Below are 20389 nucleotides of genomic sequence, written 5' to 3'. Positions count from 1 at the left end.
TGCTTCAAAAATCTGCCGCTCGGAGTAGCTCTGCTCGGGCTGATCGTCAGGGCGGAACAAGTCGCGCGTCACTTCGGCAATCGATACAAGATCGCCAGAGTTGATCTTTGCTTCATATTCCTGCGCCCGGCGTGACCACATGGTCCGCTTTACCTTGGGCTTGCCTGTCAATGTGTGCATGGCTTCCTTAAGCGTTTTGTCGCTCGACAATTTGCGCATGCCAACGCCTTCAGCCTTGTTGAAAGGTACGCGAAGCGTCATTTTCTCTTTTTCAAAGCGCAGGACATAAAGCTGAAGCTGCATCCCTGCGATTTCGGAATCCTGGAGTTCAATCACGCGTCCTACCCCATGCTTGGGATATACCACATAATCACCTACATCAAACATCGCCGCGTTGGACGTCATATACGACCCTTTCTGATTATTCGGGAGAATAGCATCTTGGGCAGCGGAGCGTTGCCCTTCAGACTTTTTGTGTTCGTCCCTTACGTCATGAACCTGCATCAACCCCGGTTTAGGTGCACAGTCATCGGCCTTTTTGGCCGGTCAACACATAGTGTAACAGATTCGCCACAAAAATTCAACGACTGCTTTACAAAGTGTCAATAGAGCAAAATTAAATTGCGCTCAATTTCCGGACGCGGTCCCCCATATCGTCGGGGGTATCGGCGCTGACGGGCGTAATATCGGCCGAATTCATCCAGCACAGATCGATATGTCCCAGTACCCGTTCGTCATGGCTGCGGATGGTCACAGGCAAAATCGGCTGCCGATCGCGTTCATCAACCAGAACTGGGTTGGACAACACGCCCGTACCCCATTTTTCGCCCCATTGGCGTAATGCAATCATCGTCGGCAGGAGGTCGAGCCCCTTTTCCGTCAGACGATATTCGACTTTGCGACGGTCGTCGGGGCAGGGCGTGCGGTGTAAAATGCCGCTCTCGGTCAACCGGGTCAGGCGGTTGGCGAGGATATTTCGGGCAATTCCGATTTCGGAAAGAAACTCCTCAAAATGGCGCACACCGTTAAAGGCGGCACGCAATATCATGAACGACCAGCGTTCGCCCATTGCTTCCAATGCCGTTGGCAAGCCGCACTCCGCAAGCTCTTGTAAAGGTTCCCGCAACTCGCCCATGCAACGTCCTCTCGGCCACAGATTGCGACCGTCATTAAAAATTAGCAACCCAATATATATTTTAAGTTGCAATTAAAAACCTATAATAATAAGTAGTGATTCGCAACTGATTTACCAGAAGCGCAAAATGCCTGCGAGGTCCTAAAGTTCCCGTCTGCATTTTGGAATTCAGCAAAGCTAAGGAAAACAAGATGACTCTCTCCCACGTTTCAGCCCGTTTGGGCGCACTTGCCGCTGCCTCCGCTTTGAGCGCGACCCTTCTTTTCGTTGCACCTCAAGCGCACGCCGCGACCAATAGCAGCTATTACAAAGTCGAACTGACCCAGCCCACTACCGCAAAGCCGGAATTGCTGCGCAGCGTTTATGTAAAATGTGAAGGTACAAGCTGCCGCGCGCCCATGGCGTCGACGGCACCTAAGAATATGTGCATCAGCATCGCGCGCAAGTTCGGCGCGGTTTCCGCTTTCACCGCTGGTGAGCGCGTGTTCACGGCCGAGGAAGTAGCCGCCTGCAATGGCGCAAACGCAAAGGCAATCGCGAAGAATTAAGCCTCGCTCCGAGTCTTTCGGCTCCGCTCTCCTCCTTACCCATAGCTGCATGCTGCATGCAGTCTGAGGGGCCGAAAAACACTGCGCCGGAGGGACCGACCCTTCGGCGCATTTTTATGGCGCCATCGCAGGGCTGGAAAGTCACAATAAGGTCTCACCTAAAACGTCGTGGCGGCGGCGCACGCTGTTCCGACAATCCACTCGCGATGTAGGCGCGGTGCAACGCTGCATCGCGTTGTTGTTTTTCTGGCCTCTGGGCTGGTGAATCAGGACGTTGCTCGGCAAGAAAGTGGGGCAGGAAACCGTCCGCCAGGTCAGCAAGGTCAAGCGAATCTTCAAGCGCCTCCGCGTCCATCAGCGCCTCGGGCGGCGCTGGAAGCTGCGGTTCCATTGCCCGGAGACTCGTTTCGAGAAATTCCGACGTCGGGGCAGCGATGCCCGTCGCGTCCGGCGCATATCGTTCCGGCTTGAGATGACGCAGCAGGAATGTCAAAAGCCGGTCGTTATACACGCGCTTGGTGCAGATAATTTCGCCATATTGATCATATACATTATGTTCAACGCCCTCGATCGCGCGTTCAAACGCGATGTCTTCAAGTGCGCAACCGGCATGTTCGCGTGCCGCATCCCATGCGCGGGCAAAGGCCGCGCCATGCGCTGACCGGCGCAGCCGATAGGCAGATTCACGGGTCATACCCACTGCTTTGGCCGCGTGGTTCACAAGGCCGGTGTCGGCTAAGGCCTCAATGAAGCGTCTCTGCTTCTCTTCTGTCCAGCCGTCGTAACGCGGTCGACGTCGGACCGGCACCCAGCGATAATCTTCCGGGTTGTAAACATCCGGATTGTCGCCATGGTCGTCGACAGTTGCCTCAATGTTCGAAGTGGAAAGGGTCGCACTCGGTTCAGCGTCTAAGGCTTCTTCGGGGCGGGCGGACGAGATGGGTGTATGTGTCATCCGACAGTATAGAACATATTGATTATATTGTAGGAAAGTGTTTTCGATGTCGGGTCATAAAATATTTTTGGGGATAGCTGCGCACGGTACAGGCCTTCTGGGTCACTGCTAAAACTGCGGCTGCCTTGAACAGAATGTTGTAAGAGTGATTTTCCTGTTGCATCGCAGCGTAAACTACCCAACTTGGAATGATGATGCGGCAATATGAACTGGTTGAGCGGGTGCGGGCATATACGCCTGATGTCGATGAAGATCGGCTAAACCGCGCTTATGTTTTTACGGTTCAGATGCATGGGACGCAAAAACGGGCATCGGGCGACCCCTATTTCAGCCATCCGGTTGAAGTGGCCGGGCTTATGACTGACCTCAAAATGGATGAGGACACGATTATCACCGCGTTGTTACATGACACGGTGGAAGATACGCTGACGTCAATTGAGGACGTTGAAAACCGATTTGGGCCCGAAGTAGCGCGGCTGGTCGACGGCGTTACCAAACTGTCGAAGATTGAGGCGCAAACCGAGGACGAGCGCGCGGCTGAAAATCTGCGCAAATTCCTGCTAGCGATTTCTGATGATATCCGCGTGCTTTTGGTCAAGCTGGCGGACCGGCTGCACAATATGCGCACGCTGCATTTCATCAAAAGCCCCGAAAAGCGACGCCGGATTGCCAAGGAGACGATGGATATCTACGCCCCGCTGGCCGAGCGGATTGGCATGTATGAATATATGCGTGAAATGCAGTTGCTTGCCTTTGAGCAGTTAGAACCAGAAGCATATCAGACAATTACTGGCCGCCTGAAACAAATCCGCGAAAAGGCGGATGTCGAGATTGACCAGATCAACCAGACCATCGCGTGGGAAATGGAACAGGCCGGGCTGAAGATCAAAATTTCAGGTCGGGAAAAGCATCCTTATTCCATCTGGAAAAAGATGCAGGAACGCCATGTTGCGTTTGAACAGCTGACCGATATCAACGCATTTCGGGTAATTACCGAAACAACCGAAGATTGCTACCGCGCATTGGGCGTGCTGCATCGTCGCTGGCAGATGGTGCCGGGGCGATTCAAGGATTTCATCTCCACGCCAAAACGCAACGGGTATAAGTCAATCCACACCACGATTATGTTCGCGAAGAATATGCGGGTGGAAGTTCAAATTCGCAGTGCCGACATGCACCGAAGCTCCGAACATGGCTTCGCCGCGCATTGGGCGTATAAACAGGCCGATAAGCCGGATGGGCAGGCGGGATGGCTACGGGACTTGATAGAGATTCTGGAAACCAGCCAGGATGCCGAAGACATACTCGAAAATACGCGGATGGCGATGTATCAGGATCGCATTTTTGCGTTCACGCCCAAAGGTGCGCTGCATCAGCTGCCCAAGGGTTCGACCGTTGTCGATTTTGCATATGCCGTGCACACCGACCTTGGCGACAAAACCGTAGGGGCAAAGGTCAATGGCCGCCATGTTCCGCTGCGTACGCAACTGAACAATGGCGACATGGTGGAAATACTCAAGTCAAAGGCCCAGGAGCCGCAACAGACGTGGATGAACTTTGTCACCACTGGCAAGGCACGCGCCGCCATCCGCCGGCATGTGCGACACCGCGAACGTGACGAGTTGGTGGTAATCGGCCGCAAACTCTATGAAGAAGTCGCCGCTCGCATGCCTGGTAAAATCGGCAAGAAGGCGCTGACGGCTGCCGTTATACGCCTGAAACTGGAGGATGAGGACGAGTTGATGCACCGCATTGGCTTGGGCAAGATTAACGACCGGGCGCTTATGGAGGCTCTCGTCCCCGGTTTTGACGCCGATGGCGTTGCATTCGACTTTCCGGGTCAGGAACGCGCCATCTCCATACGAGGTTTAACCCCCGGTGTTGGCTATCATCTGGGCGAATGCTGCCACCCAATACCGGGCGACAGGATCGTGGGATTGCGGAAGGCGGGCCAACCGGTTGAGGTGCACACCATCGAATGCGACCGACTTGCAAGCGGAGAGGACGCTGACTGGGTCGACCTGAGCTGGGGACAAGGAAGCGACGGAGCGTCGGCGCGGCTGCGTGTCATCATCCACAACAGACCCGGCACGCTGGGTGAAATTGCCGGGATATTCGGTTACCACAAGGCGAACATCATCAACCTGCGCATGACCGCCCGTGACGTGGAATTCCACACGTTCGAGGTTGATCTGGAAGTTCATGACTTACAGCATTTGATGCGTATCATCTCCGCATTGCGGGCATCAGAAGCGGTTGCAACGGCCGACCGGGTTTACGATTAAGTTTAATCCTCGCTTATGTCATCGCCGGGGTCGGCATAGACAAAGCGCTTGGCCAGATCGAAGCCATGCCCAGCGCGTAGAAATGCGTTCAACTGTTTATGCCTCTTTTCGGGTGGCGCTGGTTCCTGCGCAAATGGTCCAAGCCGTTTGCGCCGTGCGAAGTTTTCTGCGGCGGTGAACATGCTTTCCTCCATATGCGCTTTGGCAGGGATTGCGTCGGCGTCACCAATGCCGCTGGCGCGCAAATCCTCGTTCAACCGCCGTTCGCCAAAGCCCCTGCGCACAAATGACCGGCTGCGCGCTTCGGCAAACTGGGCGTCGTTGATATAGCCCAGAGCGGCGAACTGCTCAGTCAACGCGGCAATGTCCGCCGAGCCTTCATCGTCCCACCCGCGTTCGCGCACTTTTCGCCCGAGATAGCCCGCCAATTTCGCCTGCGTTGTCGCATATTTGCCGACATAATATAGCGCCAGTTGCCGCATCCGCTCTGCATTTAGCGGCGGAGCGGGCTTTTTGGCGGGGCGCGGGCGGTTCACGCCCTATTCTTGCCACAGTCGGGTCGAAATTTGAACTGGTATCCGCGCGTATTAGTCCACGCTTATAAAAATAACACGGGCCAGCGCCCGAATATGCTATGGGAAATAATATGAGCGCACTCGCATCCACGCCCACGCAGGACAGCTTGCCACGCCGCTTTTCCGATTTTGAAACTCTGGGTGCAGCGCTCGATTACGCAGCTTTGGGAAAGCGCGGGCTGAATTTTCACGACATGCGTGGGCAATTGGCGCGGCCTTATCCCTACACCGAAATGCGCGAAGACGCGCTGAAAATGGCCTATCGCCTGATTAGCCACGGTATCCGCAAGGACGACCGCGTGGCTTTGGTGGCCGAGACAGGCCCCGATTTTGCCGCTTTGTTTTTCGGCTGCGTTTATGCCGGCGCATGGCCAGTGCCGTTGCCACTGCCAACATCATTCGGCGGCAAGGAAAGCTATGTCGACCAATTGTCGGTGCAGTTGAAAAGCTGTGACCCCAAGATCCTGTTTTTCCCGGCAGAGTTGGCGGACATGGCCAATGATGCAGCGCGTGCATGCGGCGTTGAGGGCATTGATTGGGAAAGTTTCAGCGATCTGATCGCGTTGAAAACCGATTTGCCACAAGCAGGCACGGACGAGATATGCTATCTGCAATATTCGAGCGGGTCTACTCGGTTCCCACATGGCGTGGCGGTGACGCACAAGGCGTTATTGAACAATCTGTCCGCGCATTCGCATGGCATGGAAGTGACAGAAAGCGACCGCTGCGTATCGTGGCTGCCATGGTATCATGACATGGGCCTTGTTGGCTGCTTCCTGTCGCCGGTGGCAAACCAGGTTTCGACGGATTACATGAAAACCGAAGATTTTGCGCGCCGCCCGCTTGCGTGGCTTGACGTGATCAGCGCCGCAGACGGCACGGTTATCAGTTATTCGCCGACCTTTGGTTATGACATATGCGCGCGGCGGATTTCCAGCCAAAGCCATGTGAATGACCGTTTTGACCTGTCAAAATGGCGGCTTGCAGGCAATGGTGCGGATATGATCCGCCCTGACGTCATGCAGGCATTTGTGGATGCCTTCTGTGATGCAGGTTTCAGGGCATCGTCGTTCCTTCCAAGCTATGGCCTGGCGGAAACGACGCTTGCAGTATCCATCATGCCGCCGGGTGAAGGCATTCAGGTCGAGCTGGTTGAAGAGACCGAACTTACAGGCCATCCCGGCGCGCCTGATCGCCCGATTCGTTATCGCGCCATCGTCAATTGTGGCCGTGCGGTCAAAGACATGACAATCGAAATCCGCGACGAAAACCGCAAGCCGGTGGCCGACAAGATAATTGGTAAAGTGTGGTGCACTGGCCCTTCATTGATGAAGGAATATTTCCGAGACAAGGAATCCACCGATGCTTGTCTGGTCGATGGCTGGCTGGATACCGGTGACATGGGCTATCTGTCGAACGGCTATATCTACATCGTCGGCCGCGCCAAGGACATGATCATCATCAACGGCAAGAACCACTGGCCACAGGATATCGAGTGGGCAGTGGAGCAATTGCCGGGGTTCAAGGCCGGCGACATTGCTGCTTTTTCCGTCACAACGCCCGGCGGCGAAGAAACCCCCGCGGTGCTGGTGCAATGTCGCACTACCGACGAGGTGGAGCGTGCCAAATTGCGTGAACAGATCCGCGACAAGGTCCGTTCGGTTACGGGAATGAACTGTGTCGTCGAACTGGTGCCGCCGCGCACATTGCCGCGCACAAGCTCTGGCAAGATGAGCCGCGCCAAGGCGCGCAACCTCTATCTGTCAGGCGAGATTCAGCCCTATGCAATTGCGGCATGAAATACCGATGACTGATGTCATTCAGTAGTCGAGGATCCAATTTTCTTTGATTTAGCAATGACATGACATTAGCCACAACGTTTGCATTTGTTTTTGATTTTACAGCGATTTCTTCCGGGAAACTTACTTTTAAGTAACGTCTTCCCGTTAAATTGGCTGCGTGATAAAAAAAGACGCGTCCTTCGAATTACCGACTGAGCTTTCTTACAAGGCGTTGCTCGGGCTTGCAGAGCCCACCGGGCTTGACGGCGATGTCTTGCGTACCATTCAGGCGCGCAAAATCAGGCAACGCACATCCTTGCGGGTCGCCTTAAACCTGACGTTCGCGATCCTGGCCCTTTTGCTCTACCGTGGAACTGCGCCAGCGTGGGCGATGATCAGCTGGGCGTCGCTTTTTTGCGGGTTCCACATTGTTGCCTTTTACCAGTTTGGCGGCAAATGGGTTTGGGACAGACCGCAATATAACCGGGACGACGTCAGGCGGTTAAATACCCATTCTGCGGTCACAGGTCTCATGTGGGGGGCGGTTTTTGGCCTGTTAGGTACCAGCGGGTCAATTATGGAAGTGCTTGGTCTTTGGTCCATCGTGCTCGGCATGATGGTGTATTCTTCGCTGTTATTACCTACTGCACCAATGGCCGCGACGATCTTCATCGGTGTCACAAGCCTCTGTGCCAGCCTAGGATTTGCCTTTCATGGTGGCTATTATCTCGCTGTGGCTGCTATCGGTATAGGCGCCTTGCTGGTCATGGCGTGCCTTCAGTCTGCGCGCGCGCAGATACTCTACGAAGTCGCCAACAGCATTGTGCAGGAAAAATCGGAAACGGTGAGCCTGCTCCTGCGTGAATTTGAAGACAGCGGTGCGGATTGGTTGTGGCAAACGGATGTCGCGCGCTGCGCAACGCATGTCTCTCCGCGCTTTGCCTATGCACTGGGCACCGATACGAAATCAGTGGAGGGGCAACCTCTGCTGAAACTGATTGCGGGCGACGCGTGGGAACTGGGTCAATATCCCGCCGAACTGCACGAACTGGCGGATCGGCTCAAGCGGCGCGAATCCTTCAGCAACCTGATCGTGCCCGTGATGTTTAAAGGCGTGCAACGCTGGTGGGAATTGTCAGCATCGCCACGCCATTCCGAAGATGGCAGCTTTCTTGGTTTTCGGGGCGTCGGCTCAGATGTGACCGAGCAGCGGGAGTCCGCCAACAAAATTTCCCATCTGGCGCGTTTCGACACATTGACCGGCCTGCCCAATCGCCTGTTGCTGACAGAGACGCTGGCAAATGCGCTGGCAGATGCCGACAAATGGCGTCGCCGTTGCGGTTTCCTGATGATTGATCTCGATCGGTTCAAGGCCGTCAACGATACGTTGGGACACCCTGTTGGGGACCGCCTGTTGGCTCAAGTGGCGCGCCGCCTGAAATTGATCATGACCGACAACGAATTGTGCGGTCGCTTGGGCGGTGATGAATTCGCCGTCGTCATCAATGACGCGTCCGACACAAATTATGTGGCGACGCTTTCAGGACGCATCATTGAAAGCCTGTCGCGGCCTTATGAAGTGGACCAAAATACGCTGTTTATCGGGGCAAGTGTTGGCAGCGCGCTCGGACCTGTCGATGGACGGACGGTTGAGTTGCTCATGCGCAGCGCCGATCTGGCATTGTACCGCTCGAAGGACCAAGGCGGCAACATGCATCACAGCTATCAACACAAATTACATGCCAACGCCGAAGAACGCAGGCTGATGGAGTTCGAACTGCGCGCGGCACTAGAGCGCGAGCAATTCCACGTAGAATATCAGCCAGTGGTCACGGCACGGGGCGACAACACGCTTGTCGGATTTGAAGCCTTGCTGCGCTGGGTCAACCCCAAATTCGGTAATGTGTCGCCCGCAAAATTCATTCCGGTGGCCGAGGATGCCCGCCTTATCGTAGCAATCGGCGACTTCATATTGCGCCGCGCGTGCAAGGACGCAATGAGTTGGCCTGAAACTACCTGTATTGCGGTCAACATTTCGGTTGATCAGCTAACGAGCGCTAATTTCGTGGAAACCGTCATGTCGGCGTTGCAAGACAGCGGGCTTTCACCCCATCGGTTGGAGCTTGAGGTCACCGAAAGCATTTTTCTGCGCGACGGAACTATGGCGGTCCAGGTCCTTGATCGCATTCGCAGTCTTGGGGTCAAGCTGTCGCTCGACGACTTCGGCACGGGATATTCGTCGCTTGGCTATCTGCGGAACGTTCGGTTTGACACGATCAAGGTGGACCGGAGTTTTGTGCAGGGCGCAGCCAAGAATAAGGCAGAAAGCCTTGCGATCATCCGCGCCGTGGTTGCACTTGCCGACAGTCTGAACATCGCGACGACTGCAGAAGGCGTGGAAACAGAGGGCGAACTGGTAATGGTACAACAACTGGGGTGCAAAAAGATTCAGGGCTATTATTTCGGGCGACCAATGGTTTTTGCCGACAGTCTTGAATTGTTCAAACGGCCGCGCAGCGCGGTAGCGTGACGACAATTAAAGGATATCGAATATTTTTTCCTGCGGTCGACACAGGCGCGTGCCCTTGTCGGTTCGCACGAACGGACGCTCCACAAGTATGGGCTGCACAACCATTGCATCTATAATGCGGTCTGCCGATGCACCGTCGACAAGTCCAAGTTCTTCGGCCGGGGACCCGCGCGTGCGCAACGCCTCACGCGGCGTTAGCCCTGCGTCCTCGATCAACTTCAGCAGGGTGTCGCGATCAAAAGGCTGCTTGCGATATTCGATTACCTCAACCTCGACGCCAGCCGTCTCCTGAAGAATAGCGAGCGCTTTTCTCGACGTGCCGCATTCAGGGTTATGCCAAATCGTTGCATGCATATTGTCTTGTCTCCTTGGTCACGCTCCACGTGATAATGCAGCTTTTCCGCCACATGCAAAATGAAACCAATCTTTTTTACAATTTTTAATTGCGCATGATAACGATTCGCAATAGTGGAGACAAATCCAATTGCGAACGGTTCGCAATAAAGTATAAAAGGTTTGTAATGCTCAGATTGTCAGTCTCCACCTTTGCCCTTCTGTCATCGTCTTTATTCGCACAGGCTGCCTTCGCTGAGGAAGCATATGAAGCCTCGATAAACGACGATGCCAGGACTATCATTGTTACGGGTGAAAGTGACGGATATCTCGCGTCCAATTCAGTTACAGCGACGAAAACGGACACGCCGCTGATTGACATTCCGCAGACGATCAATGTTGTTACGCGCGAGCAGTTGGACGATCAGGCGCATCATTCGCTGGCGGACATATTGCGGTACGTACCGGGCACAACGGTTGGGCAGGGCGAAGGCAATCGTGACCAGATTACGTTGCGCGGCCAGAACACTACGGCTGATTTCTTCCTCGATGGCGTGCGCGACGATGTGCAATATTATCGTGGCCTCTATAATATTGAACGCGTCGAAATCCTGAAAGGCCCTTATGCCTTGATCTTCGGGCGCGGCGGCGGCGGCGGCATCATCAATCGCGTTCAAAAGTCCCCTTTGAGCGAAGATTTCATTTATGCAGGCCAAGCCAGCATCAACAGTCTTGGTGCGTATGATGTCTCTGCTGACATAAACGCACCCTTGGGCGATGCTGCTGCCGTTCGGATTAACGCGGTGTATGAAAATCTGGACAGCCATCGCGATTTCGTCGGCGGGGAACGTTATGCCTGGAACCCCTATGTCGCGTTTAATCTTAATGATGCGTGGAAGTTGGGGCTCTCTTACGAATATGTGAACGACGACCGCACGACTGACCGCGGCGTTCCATCGATCGCAACTGGTGCAGGGCAACCCAACCGTCCGATTGCAGGATACCGAGATCAGTTCTTTGGTGTTCCCGGTGTCAATCGCACGCGACTTGAGGCTCAAATTGCAAAACTCAGGCTTGATGGCCAATTGGCGTCGAATTTAAGCTTTAGCGGCACCATGCTTTACGGCGATTATGACAAAATCTACGTCAACGTTTATGCCAACGGAGCCGCAACGGCGCAGAATGGAAATGTTGCGCTGGCGGCTTATAGCGACCCTACAAAGCGCGAAAATTTTATTGCACAGGCAAATCTCGTATGGGACGTGGAAACTGGGCCACTGGCGCACAAGATCTTGGTAGGTGCCGAATATGGAGATCAAAAATCCGCCAACCGCCGGTTTAACGGTGCGCTTTCCAACGCTGTGTTAAACCTTGCCAACCCTGTATTTCCCACGGTCTCGTTTAACACGCCATCACGCGACACGGTGTCAGACGTGGAATTTTTCTCGGCGTATTTTCAGGACCAGATCAGCATTGGCGACCATATCGATGTTGTCGCTGGTCTTCGATATGACAGTTTTGACATAGAAGGGATTGATCTTTTCCCGGCAGTCGACAGGCCGTTTGCGCGCGAGGACGAAAAGGTTAGTCCCCGGCTTGGCCTGATATTCAAACCACAAGAAAATATCTCGCTTTATGGCAGTTATAGCCAATCTTTCCTGCCGCGTTCGGGTGACCAGTTTTTGGCGCTGACGGTAACGCAACAGAATCTAGCGCCGGAGAAATTCACCAATTACGAAATTGGCGCAAAATGGGATGTACGTCCGAATTTGAACCTGACATTTGCGGCGTTTCAGCTTGAGCGCAGTAACGCGACGACGCCTGATCCGCTCAATCCGCTGGCCAGCATCAACATCGGTATGACGCGTACCCAAGGCATTGAGCTGGCGGCAACCGGTCGAATATCGTCATCGTGGCAGGTCCACGGTGGTTACAGCTATCAGGATGCGAAATTGGCGGGCAATGACAGCGTCCGTCTGGGGCAGGTTCCCAAACATCAGGCAAGCCTGTGGAACCGCTATGACTTTAACGATCGATTTGCGGGCGGTCTTGGCATCATCCATCAGTCGAGCCAGTTTGCCGCGATCCGGACAGCCGCCAATACCACAAAATTACCTGCGTTCACGCGTGTCGATGCTGCCTTATATTATGATCTGAATGATGCGATGCAGCTGCAATTGAACGTCGAAAATTTGCTGGACACCAATTATTATTCGGACGCGCATAACAATAACAATATTTCGACAGGCGCGCCGATCAACGGCCGCTTTACGATACGAGCCAAGTTCTAATCAACGGTGAGTGCGGCGGCATGGGCCTTGGCGTTGTGGACATAATGTGCAACGCCAAGCCGCATTCCCATAACGGCGGCATCATCAAGGTCGCGCACAAAACGCGCGGGCGAACCGGCCCATAATTGCCGCGTTTCCACGCGCTTGCCTTGAGTGAGCATTGCCCCTGCCGCGAGCATCGCGTCGCTTTCGATGACTGCGCCGTTCATCACCGTGGCGGATAGGCCAACAAATGCCCGATCATGCAGGACGCATCCGTGCAGCATCACATTATGCCCCACCAGCACATCGTCGCCAATGATAGTGGGAAAGCCGTCTTCGACGCCTGGTATGGGGCCATCGCAATGAACAATGCTGCCATCCTGCACGTTTGTTCGCGCGCCAATGACCACGCGGTTCACCTCCGCCCGGATCACGCAATTATACCAGATGCTCGCCTCGGGTCCGATCGTAACATCGCCGATAATCCGGCAGCCAGGCGCAATAAAGGCGCTGTCGTGGATTTGTGGCGTTTTGCCGTTCAAGGTAATGATGCTGATATCGTCGCGGGCGTGCATCATTGATTTTTCCAAAAATTGAGATGTGGAAGAACTGACGCATAATCGTCGGTCCATGCGCGGGTATTGCCAGAAGATTTCAGCTCAAGCCATTGATCGGGAGCATAATAGGAGCTTTTTGTTTTATCGAGCTGTCCCGTAAGCTGCGTCAGCTTTTGCGGGTTGCGGCTTAGTGCAATCCACACGGATGGCCGCGCGCCCTGGTCGACCAACTCCTGGGTTGGACTGTCCTGACGCAATGCGGCAGACCAGCCATTTGCCTCTGCCTCCGCGGCCACGACTGGTTTCAGGTCGATATAGCGGTTTGAAATGTGAACGATTAGCATTCCGTCCGGTTTGAGCGCGCGACCGTAGGTGTCGAAAGCCTCCCGCGTGAGCAGATGCAGCGGAATGGCATCGGACGAAAATGCATCCAACGCCAGAATATCAAACTGTCCCCTTGGCACTTCAGCGAGCGTCAAACGTGCATCACCAAGCGTAATGCCGGCATCGGGTGCGCATTTTTCGAGGAAGGAAAACACTTTTTTGTCGCGCGCAATTTCCACCATCAGCGGGTCAATTTCGAAGAATTGCCACCTTTGGCCGGGCCTGCGATAGCAGGCCAATGTACCGGTTCCGAGGCCAACGATGCCAATACTGGCGCCATCGCCATAAAGATCGGGTGCTTTAGCAAGGGCTTTACCGACCCCCGAATTTTGTGCGTAATAGCTGATGGGGCGCGTGGGTTCGTCCAACAACTGCATGCCATGCATGGTAGTGCCATGCGTCAACCACCGTACGCGCCCGGTTTCAGTCGCGTTTATAGTGTAAGTTCCGAAATAGCTCCGCATACGCGCGCCATCCATGCTCAATTGTGCATTATAATAGCCGCCGTTGAGTGTGAGCAAGCCAGCCACTGCCAGCAAGAACGGCACACGAAAGCCCGCGACCAATGCGCCCAATGTTATCACAACGGAAGCAAGAACGACCTTCAGGACGGAAATATTGTCGGGTTCAGACACTGCCCCGAATACCCCGATCAACAACGCGAGCAGACCAAAGCCTGCCATGACATAAGGAATTTTGGTATCGTTCCTGTTCAATGGGATCAGCGAGATTTTTGGTAAAAGAACGGCGGCCGCAAGGATGAGCAACGGATGCTCCCACGTCCAATTGAAGAGCAACGGCGCGATGATGGCACAGAACAGGCCGCCCACCACGCCGCCGACGGACATCATCAGGTAGAAAGCCGTCAACTGGCTTGGCGCTGGCCGGGTCCGGTACATTTCGCCGTGTAACGCCACGGCGACGGTGAATAACAAACCCAAACTTGCCACAATGCCATTGAGCGCGGCCTTGCTGCTCTGCAGAAAAATGAAGGAGCCAGCTACAACCATTACCAGCGGTGCAAATCGGCTGATCCAATAGGCTGGCCTTTGGTTGTCGGCAAAGGCAATGCTGAAGCTTAGCAGGTAGATAGCGAGCGGAATGACCCACAATAAAGGCATTGCCATCAAGTCCGTCGTCAGATGCGATGTAGTCGATAGCATCAACCCGGACGGCACGGCGGCAAGGGCGATCCAGTACAGCCGTCGGCCCCAACCGATATGTTCTGCCGTCTCTTCTGGCGCTGTACTGGCAAACAGGCTACCCGACACGCGCCAGATTTTCAGAGCGCAAATGGCGACCAGCGTCATCAGCAGCAGGTAAATCCCGCTCCACAACCATTTTTGGCTTTGCAAGGCCGTGAATGGTTCAACAACCAAAGGATATGTCAGCAAGCCTGCAAAACTGCCAATGTTTGATGCAGCGTAGAGCGCATATGGTTCGCCTTTGTTGCCCGATATCGCATACCATCGCTGCATCAGCGGTGCTTGCGCAGCCACGACGAAAAAGAGCGGCCCGATGGATGCGACCAACAGCCACGGCACCCAGAATATGGGAGAGCCGTCCGATGGCGGCTGCATGTCCACCAGGCCCAGCGGAAGCCACAGCAAAGCCACTGCGAACAACGCGATGTGAATAACGGCCTGACGACGGGCGGGCTCGCGCGCAAGACGATGCGCGTAGGCATAGCCTCCGAGGAGCAACGCCTGATACACCAGCATCGCGCTGTTCCAGACGGCGGGTGCTCCGCCAAGGCGGGGTAATGCCATGCGGGCAATCATGGGTTGAACGAGGAAGAGCAGAAAGCTGCCGGTCAAAATGGTGAGCAGGAATAACCCGCGGCTGCTTCGCACCTCAATCCCGTTCATGCATTATCCCTTTAGCAAACGCGCTGCCAATGCCGCGTGATAGGTCAAAATTCCTGAACATCCCGCCCGCTTGAACGCCATGAGCGTTTCCAGCACAAGTGCGTCCCGATCACCTGCGCCAGCGGCAGCGGCAGCCTCAATCATCGCATATTCGCCAGATACCTGATAAGCAAATACAGGCACGTCAAAGCGGTCACGCACACGCCGGACGATGTCGAGATAGGGCAGGCCAGGTTTCACCATGACGCCGTCGGCGCCTTCGGCAATGTCCATCGCCACTTCACGCATGGCTTCGTCGGTATTGGCCGGGTCCATCTGGTAACATTTTTTGCTACCCTTTAGCAGGCCGCTCGAGCCGACCGCATCACGGAACGGCCCGTAAAAGGCGCTCGCATATTTGGCAGCATAGGACATGATCTGGACATTATGGTGCCCGTTCATCTCCAGCGCCTTGCGGATGGCGCCCACACGACCATCCATCATGTCGCTTGGTGCAATAATGTCCGCGCCTGCATCGGCTTGGTTGATGGCCTGGTCAACAAGCACAGCGACCGTTTCGTCATTCACCACATAGCCGTTGTCATCAACCAGCCCGTCCTGACCATGGCTGGTATAAGGATCCAGCGCGACATCGGTCAGGACGCCAATTGCGTCGCCATGCGCTTGCTTGATTGCACGAATGGCGCGGCACATGAGGTTGTCCGGGTTAAACGCTTCAGCTCCATCGTCAGTCCGTCGATCCGCTTGCGTATTCGGGAACAACGCAACGCACGGTATGCCGAGATCAATGGCTTCGGCCGCACGCACCACAATCTGGTCCACCGACCAGCGCGATACGCCGGGCAAGGTCGCAATCGGCTCTTCGATTGACTGCCCTTCTGTCACGAACAATGGCCATATGAGATCAGCCGGAGAAAGGATGGTTTCTCGAACCATCGCTCGGCTCCAACCGGTGACACGGGTGCGCCGCAGGCGGCTGTTTGGAAAAGAAGATATATCGCTCATCCACACCACCTAGCGGTGATATCCCCTTTCCTCAACGCCTTATCCGCTGGGGAGCGTGCGACTATCGCGAAGCGTCAGCCGGTCGATTTCACGCTTGGGCGCCTCGTCAACTTGGGGCGCTGTCCGTAACGGGGTTAGCGCAGCGCCAGCCTTGACGGATTTAAGCCGCTGGAGGTTGCCTTTAAACCGCGTGAGGTCGCTGCCGGAAAGCTGAGCCCGCTGTGTGAACTTGACCGACATCGGGTTTACCGCCCGCCCGTTTCGATAAAGTTCATAATGCAGATGCGGCCCCGTCGACAGGCCAGTGGAGCCGACATAGCCAATAATTTGTCCACGGCGAACTTTGCTGCCCGGGCGGGCGGCAACTCTGCTCATATGGCCATAGCCACTCGCCAGGCCGCCACCGTGATTGAGTTGCACAAAATTGCCATAGCCACCCTTGCGGCCTGCAAAGGCCACAACGCCATCGGTAACGGCGAATATCGGTTGTCCGTAGCCAGCCTTGAAATCCAGACCGCTGTGCATGCGCATATAGCCCAGAATTGGATGACGTCGACCGCCAAATCCAGATGTCACAGGCCCATTGACTGGACGGCTGAGCGCCCCTTTGGATTCGCCAACGCCGGACGCTTCAAACCATTGACTGCTATCGCCTAATGTCCATTTCAACATCTGGATTGCGGATTTTCCATCGCGGTCCACGCCGGCGTAAAGCAGATCGCCAACCTTGACTTCGCCGGTTTCTGCACGTTTGTAGTCGATGATAATGTCAAATTCGTCAGTGGGACGGATCGACGACAATGAGGTCCGTCCAGAAATGACTTTCAGATAGTCCTGAATTGCACGGGCAGGCGCCCCAGCGGCACGGGCCGAACGGTAGATACCCTGATCGCCGACAGTGCCGCGAATGCGCAGCGGGGTGTTATCGACGTTGATTGGCTTTCGGTTTAGCCGCAAGCTCCCACCATCGCGCACAATTTCCAAGTTCAGATCGAAGCGCGCACGAAAGGCAACCGATTCAAGCGGGCGTGCCTGATTTTTTGCCGGCCGCGTGCCGAGCACGATGTCAATCATGGTGCCAGGTTCGATGGCGGACAAAGGCGTGACGCCGGAAACCATGCGGGTAACATCAGCTGCCTCTGTGCCGCCGACGCCTGAACGCTGGAGAACACGGGCAAAGCTGTCACCGCGGCCCAAGGATGCAGCAAGTTCGATACGCGGGCGTTCCGGGCTGCCTGCGAGTGCCACAACTGCGTCCGTTGCAGCCATTCGCTTACCGCTATCACTGCCATAAGCAATGGGCATGATCATCTGGGCGCGCGACTCTTCAAATTCCGCATCGGTCGGCATGGGGGGTTGTGCGCCATAAATGGGCCCATAATCGGGAAGAAGCGCGAGCGCGGCGACGCTTAATAAGGTGAGGGTGCCAAGACCTCGGAACCAGCGGACCGAGCCGATGTCTTCGCCCAGGTCGGGAACCAGATCAAGTTCAGCCAGACGTTCGCGCCAAGTGACATCGGAGAAATGCTTTTCCGGTTTATGGCGCATCGGCGTAATTATGGCATCGGGTAATGTCATGTCGACGTCCCAGCCTGATGCAGCTAGCCGCGTGTCTCTGCCGTCAAACATAAACAGTATTATCCACGACCCTGTCCCCATCCGCCCGGGCGTATATCCGCCGTCATCCCTGTGACGCCTTATGGTTAAAGTCAAATTAAGAGCGGCCTCAGCCAAGCGGAACTGCGGTAGACGGTGCAAATTCGCGGACCAGCGCTGGAACCTTGTCTCGATCGCGGTAACCTTTACTTATCGTCGTAAATTGGCGAAAGACCACGCATGAGCTGAAAAGCCGAAGGAGAGTCAGATGGGTGATGCACGGATCGAATTTTTTTACGACCTTTCAAGCCCATGGACCTATATTGCATTTCATAATCTTGACGGGCTGATAAAACGCACTCGCGCTTCCGTCCGATTTCGGCCTATTTTGGTTGGGGGCTTGTTCAATGCAGTAAACCCCGCCGTATATGCTGCCCGCGAAGCGATGGACAATCCCAAGTTCAAACATAGCTGGCGCGTTATGAAAGACTGGGCGGCGCTGGCGGGTATCGAAGTGAATTTTCCAAGCGCCTATCATCCGGCCAAAAGCATCCATGCCATGCGCATGGCATGTACGTTGGAGGATGATCAGCCTGCGCTGAAGAAATTTACAAAAGCGGCCTTCGAAAGCTACTTCGGCGCGCAGGAAAATCTGGATGACCCGGACGTGCTGGTAGCCGTTGCGAATAAGGTTGGCCTTGATGGCGAAGCCATGCGTGTTCGTGCGCAAACAGACGAGGTCAAAGCCCTTTTGCGTGCAAACACAGACGAGGTAATCGCGCGTGGCGGATATGGTTCGCCAACGATTTTTGTCGACACAACGAAAATGTATTTTGGTAACGACCAATTGCCACTGGTGGAATTTGCATTGAACAGGAGCCGCACATGAATGACCGCGTAAGTATTTCCGTCGAAAATCATGTGGCGGATGTCCGGCTGACACGTCCGGACAAGATGAATGCGCTCGATCCGGCGATGTTTCAGGGGATTATTGCTGCAGGCGAAGAGCTCGCAACAATGAAGGGCGTGCGGGCGGTGGCGCTGTCGGGCGAGGGGCGCAGTTTTTGTGCGGGCCTTGATATGGCCAGCATGGCCAGCGGGGGTGCCAGTGCGAATAGCGGACCGAGCAGCCTGACCGACCGGACCCATAACAATGCAAACACATTCCAGCAGGTTGCTATGCTTTGGCGCAAACTGCCCATGCCAGTGATCGCGGCCGTTCATGGCGTATGTTTTGGCGGCGGGCTGCAAATCGCTAGCGGCGCCGACATTCGTGTCGCGGCACCTGATGCGCGGATGGCAGTAATGGAAATGAAATGGGGCCTGATCCCCGATATGGGCGGCTATGCCCTGTGGCGTGGCATGGTACGCGAGGATATTCTGCGGGAGCTGACCTATACCAACCGTGAGTTTTCAGGGACTGAAGCGTTGAGCATAGGTTTCGCGACGTTAGTGGATGAAAACCCGCATACCCGCGCAATGGCCATCGCCCATGAGATCGCCAATCGTAACCCTGACGCGATGCGTGAGGCAAAAGCCTTGTTCAACGAATATGCAGATATGGACGAAGATGCGATACTTATGGCGGAAAGCGTGCGTCAAGCCCGCGTTATCCGAACGCCTAACCAAATCGAAGCAGTTATGGCCGGATTGCAGAAGCGCGCGGCAGTATTTGTTGATTAAACAGGCTTAACCCGCAACCGTTCGAATTCTTCACGCAAATCCTGAGGAATGGTAGTCGGGCCATTTGCGTCAGTTAACACGATGGTCGTGATACAGGTGGCCTTGCATTCGCCGCCCTGGAACGCGGCGGAGGCGATATCCCAACTGCTGTTGCCGATCCGCAATATGCCGCTGGCAATTTCCACATGCTCCGGGAAATGTGCCTCGGCAATATATTCAAGTGCGACGCTTACGATCAACCAGCGTTGCCCCGGCGCGCGGCGTTCGACCTCGATGGCATGATTGAACATACCGCGGCCATGTTCGAACAGTCCAGCCATCGAGACATTGTTGATATGGCCTAACAGATCAAGGTCCGCGAACCGCGTTTCTGCGCGGTGGTTGAACGGATAGCTTGCGGGGTCAAGCTGCCAGCTTTGTGGTTTGGGCATTTTGTTGAAACCTTATCAAAAATCGTCACCCTGAACGTATTTCAGGGCCAATTCATCTGCGTAGACTGCCGGCTGCGGATCACAATGGACCCTGAAACCAGTTCAGGGTAACGGTGTACGCGAGACAGTACCTAGCTCTTACAGACCCCGACCGATGAGTTCTTTCATGATCTCGTTCGTTCCGCCAAATATGCGCGTTACGCGCGCTGCGCGCCACATGCGGGCGATGGGATATTCGTTCATATAGCCCGCACCACCATGCAATTGAAGGCAGGCATCGACGACTTCCCACTGAAGATCGGTATGCCACAATTTTGCGGCAGCGCCTTCCTCAGCGGTCAGTTCTTTCTTGTAATGACGGTTCAATGCCCAATCGAGATGCGCCCATCCGACCTGAAGCTTTGATTTAATGTCGGCCAAAACAAATCGGGTGTTCTGGAAATCGAGCAA

General features: G+C 55.0%; 18 protein-coding genes. 7 read left to right on the top strand and 11 right to left on the bottom strand.

Translation table 11 applies throughout. The annotated features are described in order from the left end of the window. Positions 1–405 (bottom strand): CarD family transcriptional regulator (locus tag ACK4S7_RS07045; RefSeq protein ID WP_409645369.1); only part of this gene is annotated, 405 nt, incomplete at its 3' end. A gap of 211 nt (positions 406–616) precedes the next feature. Then, on the bottom strand, positions 617–1135 hold the full coding sequence (locus tag ACK4S7_RS07040) for a winged helix-turn-helix transcriptional regulator (protein ID WP_409645368.1): 519 nt from the start codon (positions 1133–1135) through the stop codon (positions 617–619). Between the two features lie 191 nt (positions 1136–1326). Here ACK4S7_RS07040 and ACK4S7_RS07035 point away from each other — a divergent pair, with 191 nt between their 5' ends. Next, positions 1327–1683 (top strand): CC_3452 family protein, encoded by a 357-nt coding sequence (locus ACK4S7_RS07035; RefSeq protein WP_409645366.1) that lies wholly within the window; start codon positions 1327–1329, stop codon positions 1681–1683. 154 nt (positions 1684–1837) lie between these two features. On the opposite strand, the gene ACK4S7_RS07030 is transcribed toward ACK4S7_RS07035, so the two are convergent. Next, positions 1838–2638, bottom strand: coding sequence for a hypothetical protein (locus ACK4S7_RS07030; RefSeq protein WP_409645364.1), 801 nt, complete (start codon positions 2636–2638; stop codon positions 1838–1840). A 191-nt stretch (positions 2639–2829) separates the two neighbouring features. Between ACK4S7_RS07030 and ACK4S7_RS07025 the strand changes: the two genes are divergently transcribed. Next, positions 2830–4923, top strand: a complete 2094-nt coding sequence (locus ACK4S7_RS07025) for a RelA/SpoT family protein (protein ID WP_409645418.1) — start codon at positions 2830–2832, stop codon at positions 4921–4923. Between the two features lie 2 nt (positions 4924–4925). Here ACK4S7_RS07025 and ACK4S7_RS07020 read toward each other — a convergent pair whose 3' ends face one another. Then, complete coding sequence (locus tag ACK4S7_RS07020; RefSeq protein WP_409645363.1) at positions 4926–5459, bottom strand: regulatory protein RecX; 534 nt, start codon at positions 5457–5459, stop codon at positions 4926–4928. Positions 5460–5569: 110 nt separating this feature from the next. On the opposite strand from ACK4S7_RS07020, the gene ACK4S7_RS07015 reads away from it, so the two are divergent. After that, the gene (locus tag ACK4S7_RS07015) at positions 5570–7297 is read left to right on the top strand and encodes a fatty acyl-AMP ligase (RefSeq protein ID WP_409645362.1); all 1728 of its coding nucleotides are present in this window, start codon (positions 5570–5572) and stop codon (positions 7295–7297) included. A 160-nt stretch (positions 7298–7457) separates the two neighbouring features. Next, on the top strand, positions 7458–9809 hold the full coding sequence (locus ACK4S7_RS07010) for a putative bifunctional diguanylate cyclase/phosphodiesterase (protein ID WP_409645361.1): 2352 nt from the start codon (positions 7458–7460) through the stop codon (positions 9807–9809). Between the two features lie 6 nt (positions 9810–9815). Here the strand turns inward: ACK4S7_RS07010 and arsC are convergent, their stop codons facing one another. After that, positions 9816–10163, bottom strand: coding sequence for an arsenate reductase (glutaredoxin) (arsC, locus tag ACK4S7_RS07005; RefSeq protein WP_409645359.1), 348 nt, complete (start codon positions 10161–10163; stop codon positions 9816–9818). A gap of 176 nt (positions 10164–10339) precedes the next feature. Here arsC and ACK4S7_RS07000 point away from each other — a divergent pair, with 176 nt between their 5' ends. Next, positions 10340–12433: a TonB-dependent receptor gene (locus ACK4S7_RS07000; RefSeq protein WP_409645357.1), complete on the top strand. Its 2094-nt coding sequence runs from the start codon at positions 10340–10342 to the stop codon at positions 12431–12433. Here ACK4S7_RS07000 and ACK4S7_RS06995 read toward each other — a convergent pair. The 4 genes from ACK4S7_RS06995 to ACK4S7_RS06980 are packed head-to-tail and all read right to left on the bottom strand — an operon-like array spanning position 12430 to position 17858. Then, a complete protein-coding gene (locus tag ACK4S7_RS06995) occupies positions 12430–12993 on the bottom strand; it encodes a gamma carbonic anhydrase family protein (protein ID WP_409645356.1) in 564 nt (187 codons plus the stop codon). The genes ACK4S7_RS07000 and ACK4S7_RS06995 overlap by 4 nt on opposite strands. Continuing rightward, a complete protein-coding gene (locus ACK4S7_RS06990) occupies positions 12990–15224 on the bottom strand; it encodes a fused MFS/spermidine synthase (protein ID WP_409645354.1) in 2235 nt (744 codons plus the stop codon). Before ACK4S7_RS06990 ends, ACK4S7_RS06995 begins: the two co-directional genes overlap by 4 nt. Before the next feature lie 3 nt (positions 15225–15227). After that, positions 15228–16229 carry a porphobilinogen synthase gene (hemB, locus tag ACK4S7_RS06985; protein WP_409645353.1) on the bottom strand — a complete coding sequence of 334 codons (1002 nt, stop codon included), beginning with the start codon at positions 16227–16229 and terminating at the stop codon, positions 15228–15230. A 39-nt stretch (positions 16230–16268) separates the two neighbouring features. Next, positions 16269–17858, bottom strand: coding sequence for a M23 family metallopeptidase (locus ACK4S7_RS06980; protein WP_409645352.1), 1590 nt, complete (start codon positions 17856–17858; stop codon positions 16269–16271). 235 nt (positions 17859–18093) lie between these two features. Here ACK4S7_RS06980 and ACK4S7_RS06975 point away from each other — a divergent pair, with 235 nt between their 5' ends. Further along, positions 18094–18714 carry a 2-hydroxychromene-2-carboxylate isomerase gene (locus tag ACK4S7_RS06975; protein ID WP_409645351.1) on the top strand — a complete coding sequence of 207 codons (621 nt, stop codon included), beginning with the start codon at positions 18094–18096 and terminating at the stop codon, positions 18712–18714. Continuing rightward, positions 18711–19508, top strand: a complete 798-nt coding sequence (locus ACK4S7_RS06970; protein WP_409645350.1) for a crotonase/enoyl-CoA hydratase family protein — start codon at positions 18711–18713, stop codon at positions 19506–19508. The genes ACK4S7_RS06975 and ACK4S7_RS06970 overlap by 4 nt, the downstream gene beginning before the upstream one ends. Here ACK4S7_RS06970 and ACK4S7_RS06965 read toward each other — a convergent pair. Next, positions 19505–19939, bottom strand: coding sequence for an acyl-CoA thioesterase (locus tag ACK4S7_RS06965; RefSeq protein WP_409645349.1), 435 nt, complete (start codon positions 19937–19939; stop codon positions 19505–19507). The genes ACK4S7_RS06970 and ACK4S7_RS06965 overlap by 4 nt on opposite strands. A gap of 138 nt (positions 19940–20077) precedes the next feature. Then, positions 20078–20389, bottom strand: a 312-nt coding sequence (locus tag ACK4S7_RS06960) for an acyl-CoA dehydrogenase family protein (RefSeq protein ID WP_409645347.1), incomplete at its 5' end; no start/stop codon positions are given.

The sequence above is a fragment of the Sphingorhabdus sp. genome (assembly GCF_046292425.1).
In the GTDB taxonomy this organism is placed as follows: domain Bacteria; phylum Pseudomonadota; class Alphaproteobacteria; order Sphingomonadales; family Sphingomonadaceae; genus Sphingorhabdus_B.
This window is presented reverse-complemented; position numbering and strand designations above follow the sequence as displayed.

Coding starts and splice junctions, on each gene's coding strand:
- ACK4S7_RS07035 (WP_409645366.1), top strand. CDS start 1,327: ATGACTCTCTCCCACGTTTCAGCCCGTTTGGGCGCACTTGCCGCTGCC.
- ACK4S7_RS06990 (WP_409645354.1), bottom strand. CDS start 15,224: ATGAACGGGATTGAGGTGCGAAGCAGCCGCGGGTTATTCCTGCTCACC.
- ACK4S7_RS07030 (WP_409645364.1), bottom strand. CDS start 2,638: ATGACACATACACCCATCTCGTCCGCCCGCCCCGAAGAAGCCTTAGAC.
- arsC (WP_409645359.1), bottom strand. CDS start 10,163: ATGCATGCAACGATTTGGCATAACCCTGAATGCGGCACGTCGAGAAAA.
- ACK4S7_RS06970 (WP_409645350.1), top strand. CDS start 18,711: ATGAATGACCGCGTAAGTATTTCCGTCGAAAATCATGTGGCGGATGTC.
- ACK4S7_RS07015 (WP_409645362.1), top strand. CDS start 5,570: ATGAGCGCACTCGCATCCACGCCCACGCAGGACAGCTTGCCACGCCGC.
- ACK4S7_RS06980 (WP_409645352.1), bottom strand. CDS start 17,858: ATGTTTGACGGCAGAGACACGCGGCTAGCTGCATCAGGCTGGGACGTC.
- hemB (WP_409645353.1), bottom strand. CDS start 16,229: ATGAGCGATATATCTTCTTTTCCAAACAGCCGCCTGCGGCGCACCCGT.
- ACK4S7_RS06995 (WP_409645356.1), bottom strand. CDS start 12,993: ATGATGCACGCCCGCGACGATATCAGCATCATTACCTTGAACGGCAAA.
- ACK4S7_RS06965 (WP_409645349.1), bottom strand. CDS start 19,939: ATGCCCAAACCACAAAGCTGGCAGCTTGACCCCGCAAGCTATCCGTTC.
- ACK4S7_RS06975 (WP_409645351.1), top strand. CDS start 18,094: ATGGGTGATGCACGGATCGAATTTTTTTACGACCTTTCAAGCCCATGG.
- ACK4S7_RS07040 (WP_409645368.1), bottom strand. CDS start 1,135: ATGGGCGAGTTGCGGGAACCTTTACAAGAGCTTGCGGAGTGCGGCTTG.
- ACK4S7_RS07025 (WP_409645418.1), top strand. CDS start 2,830: ATGATGCGGCAATATGAACTGGTTGAGCGGGTGCGGGCATATACGCCT.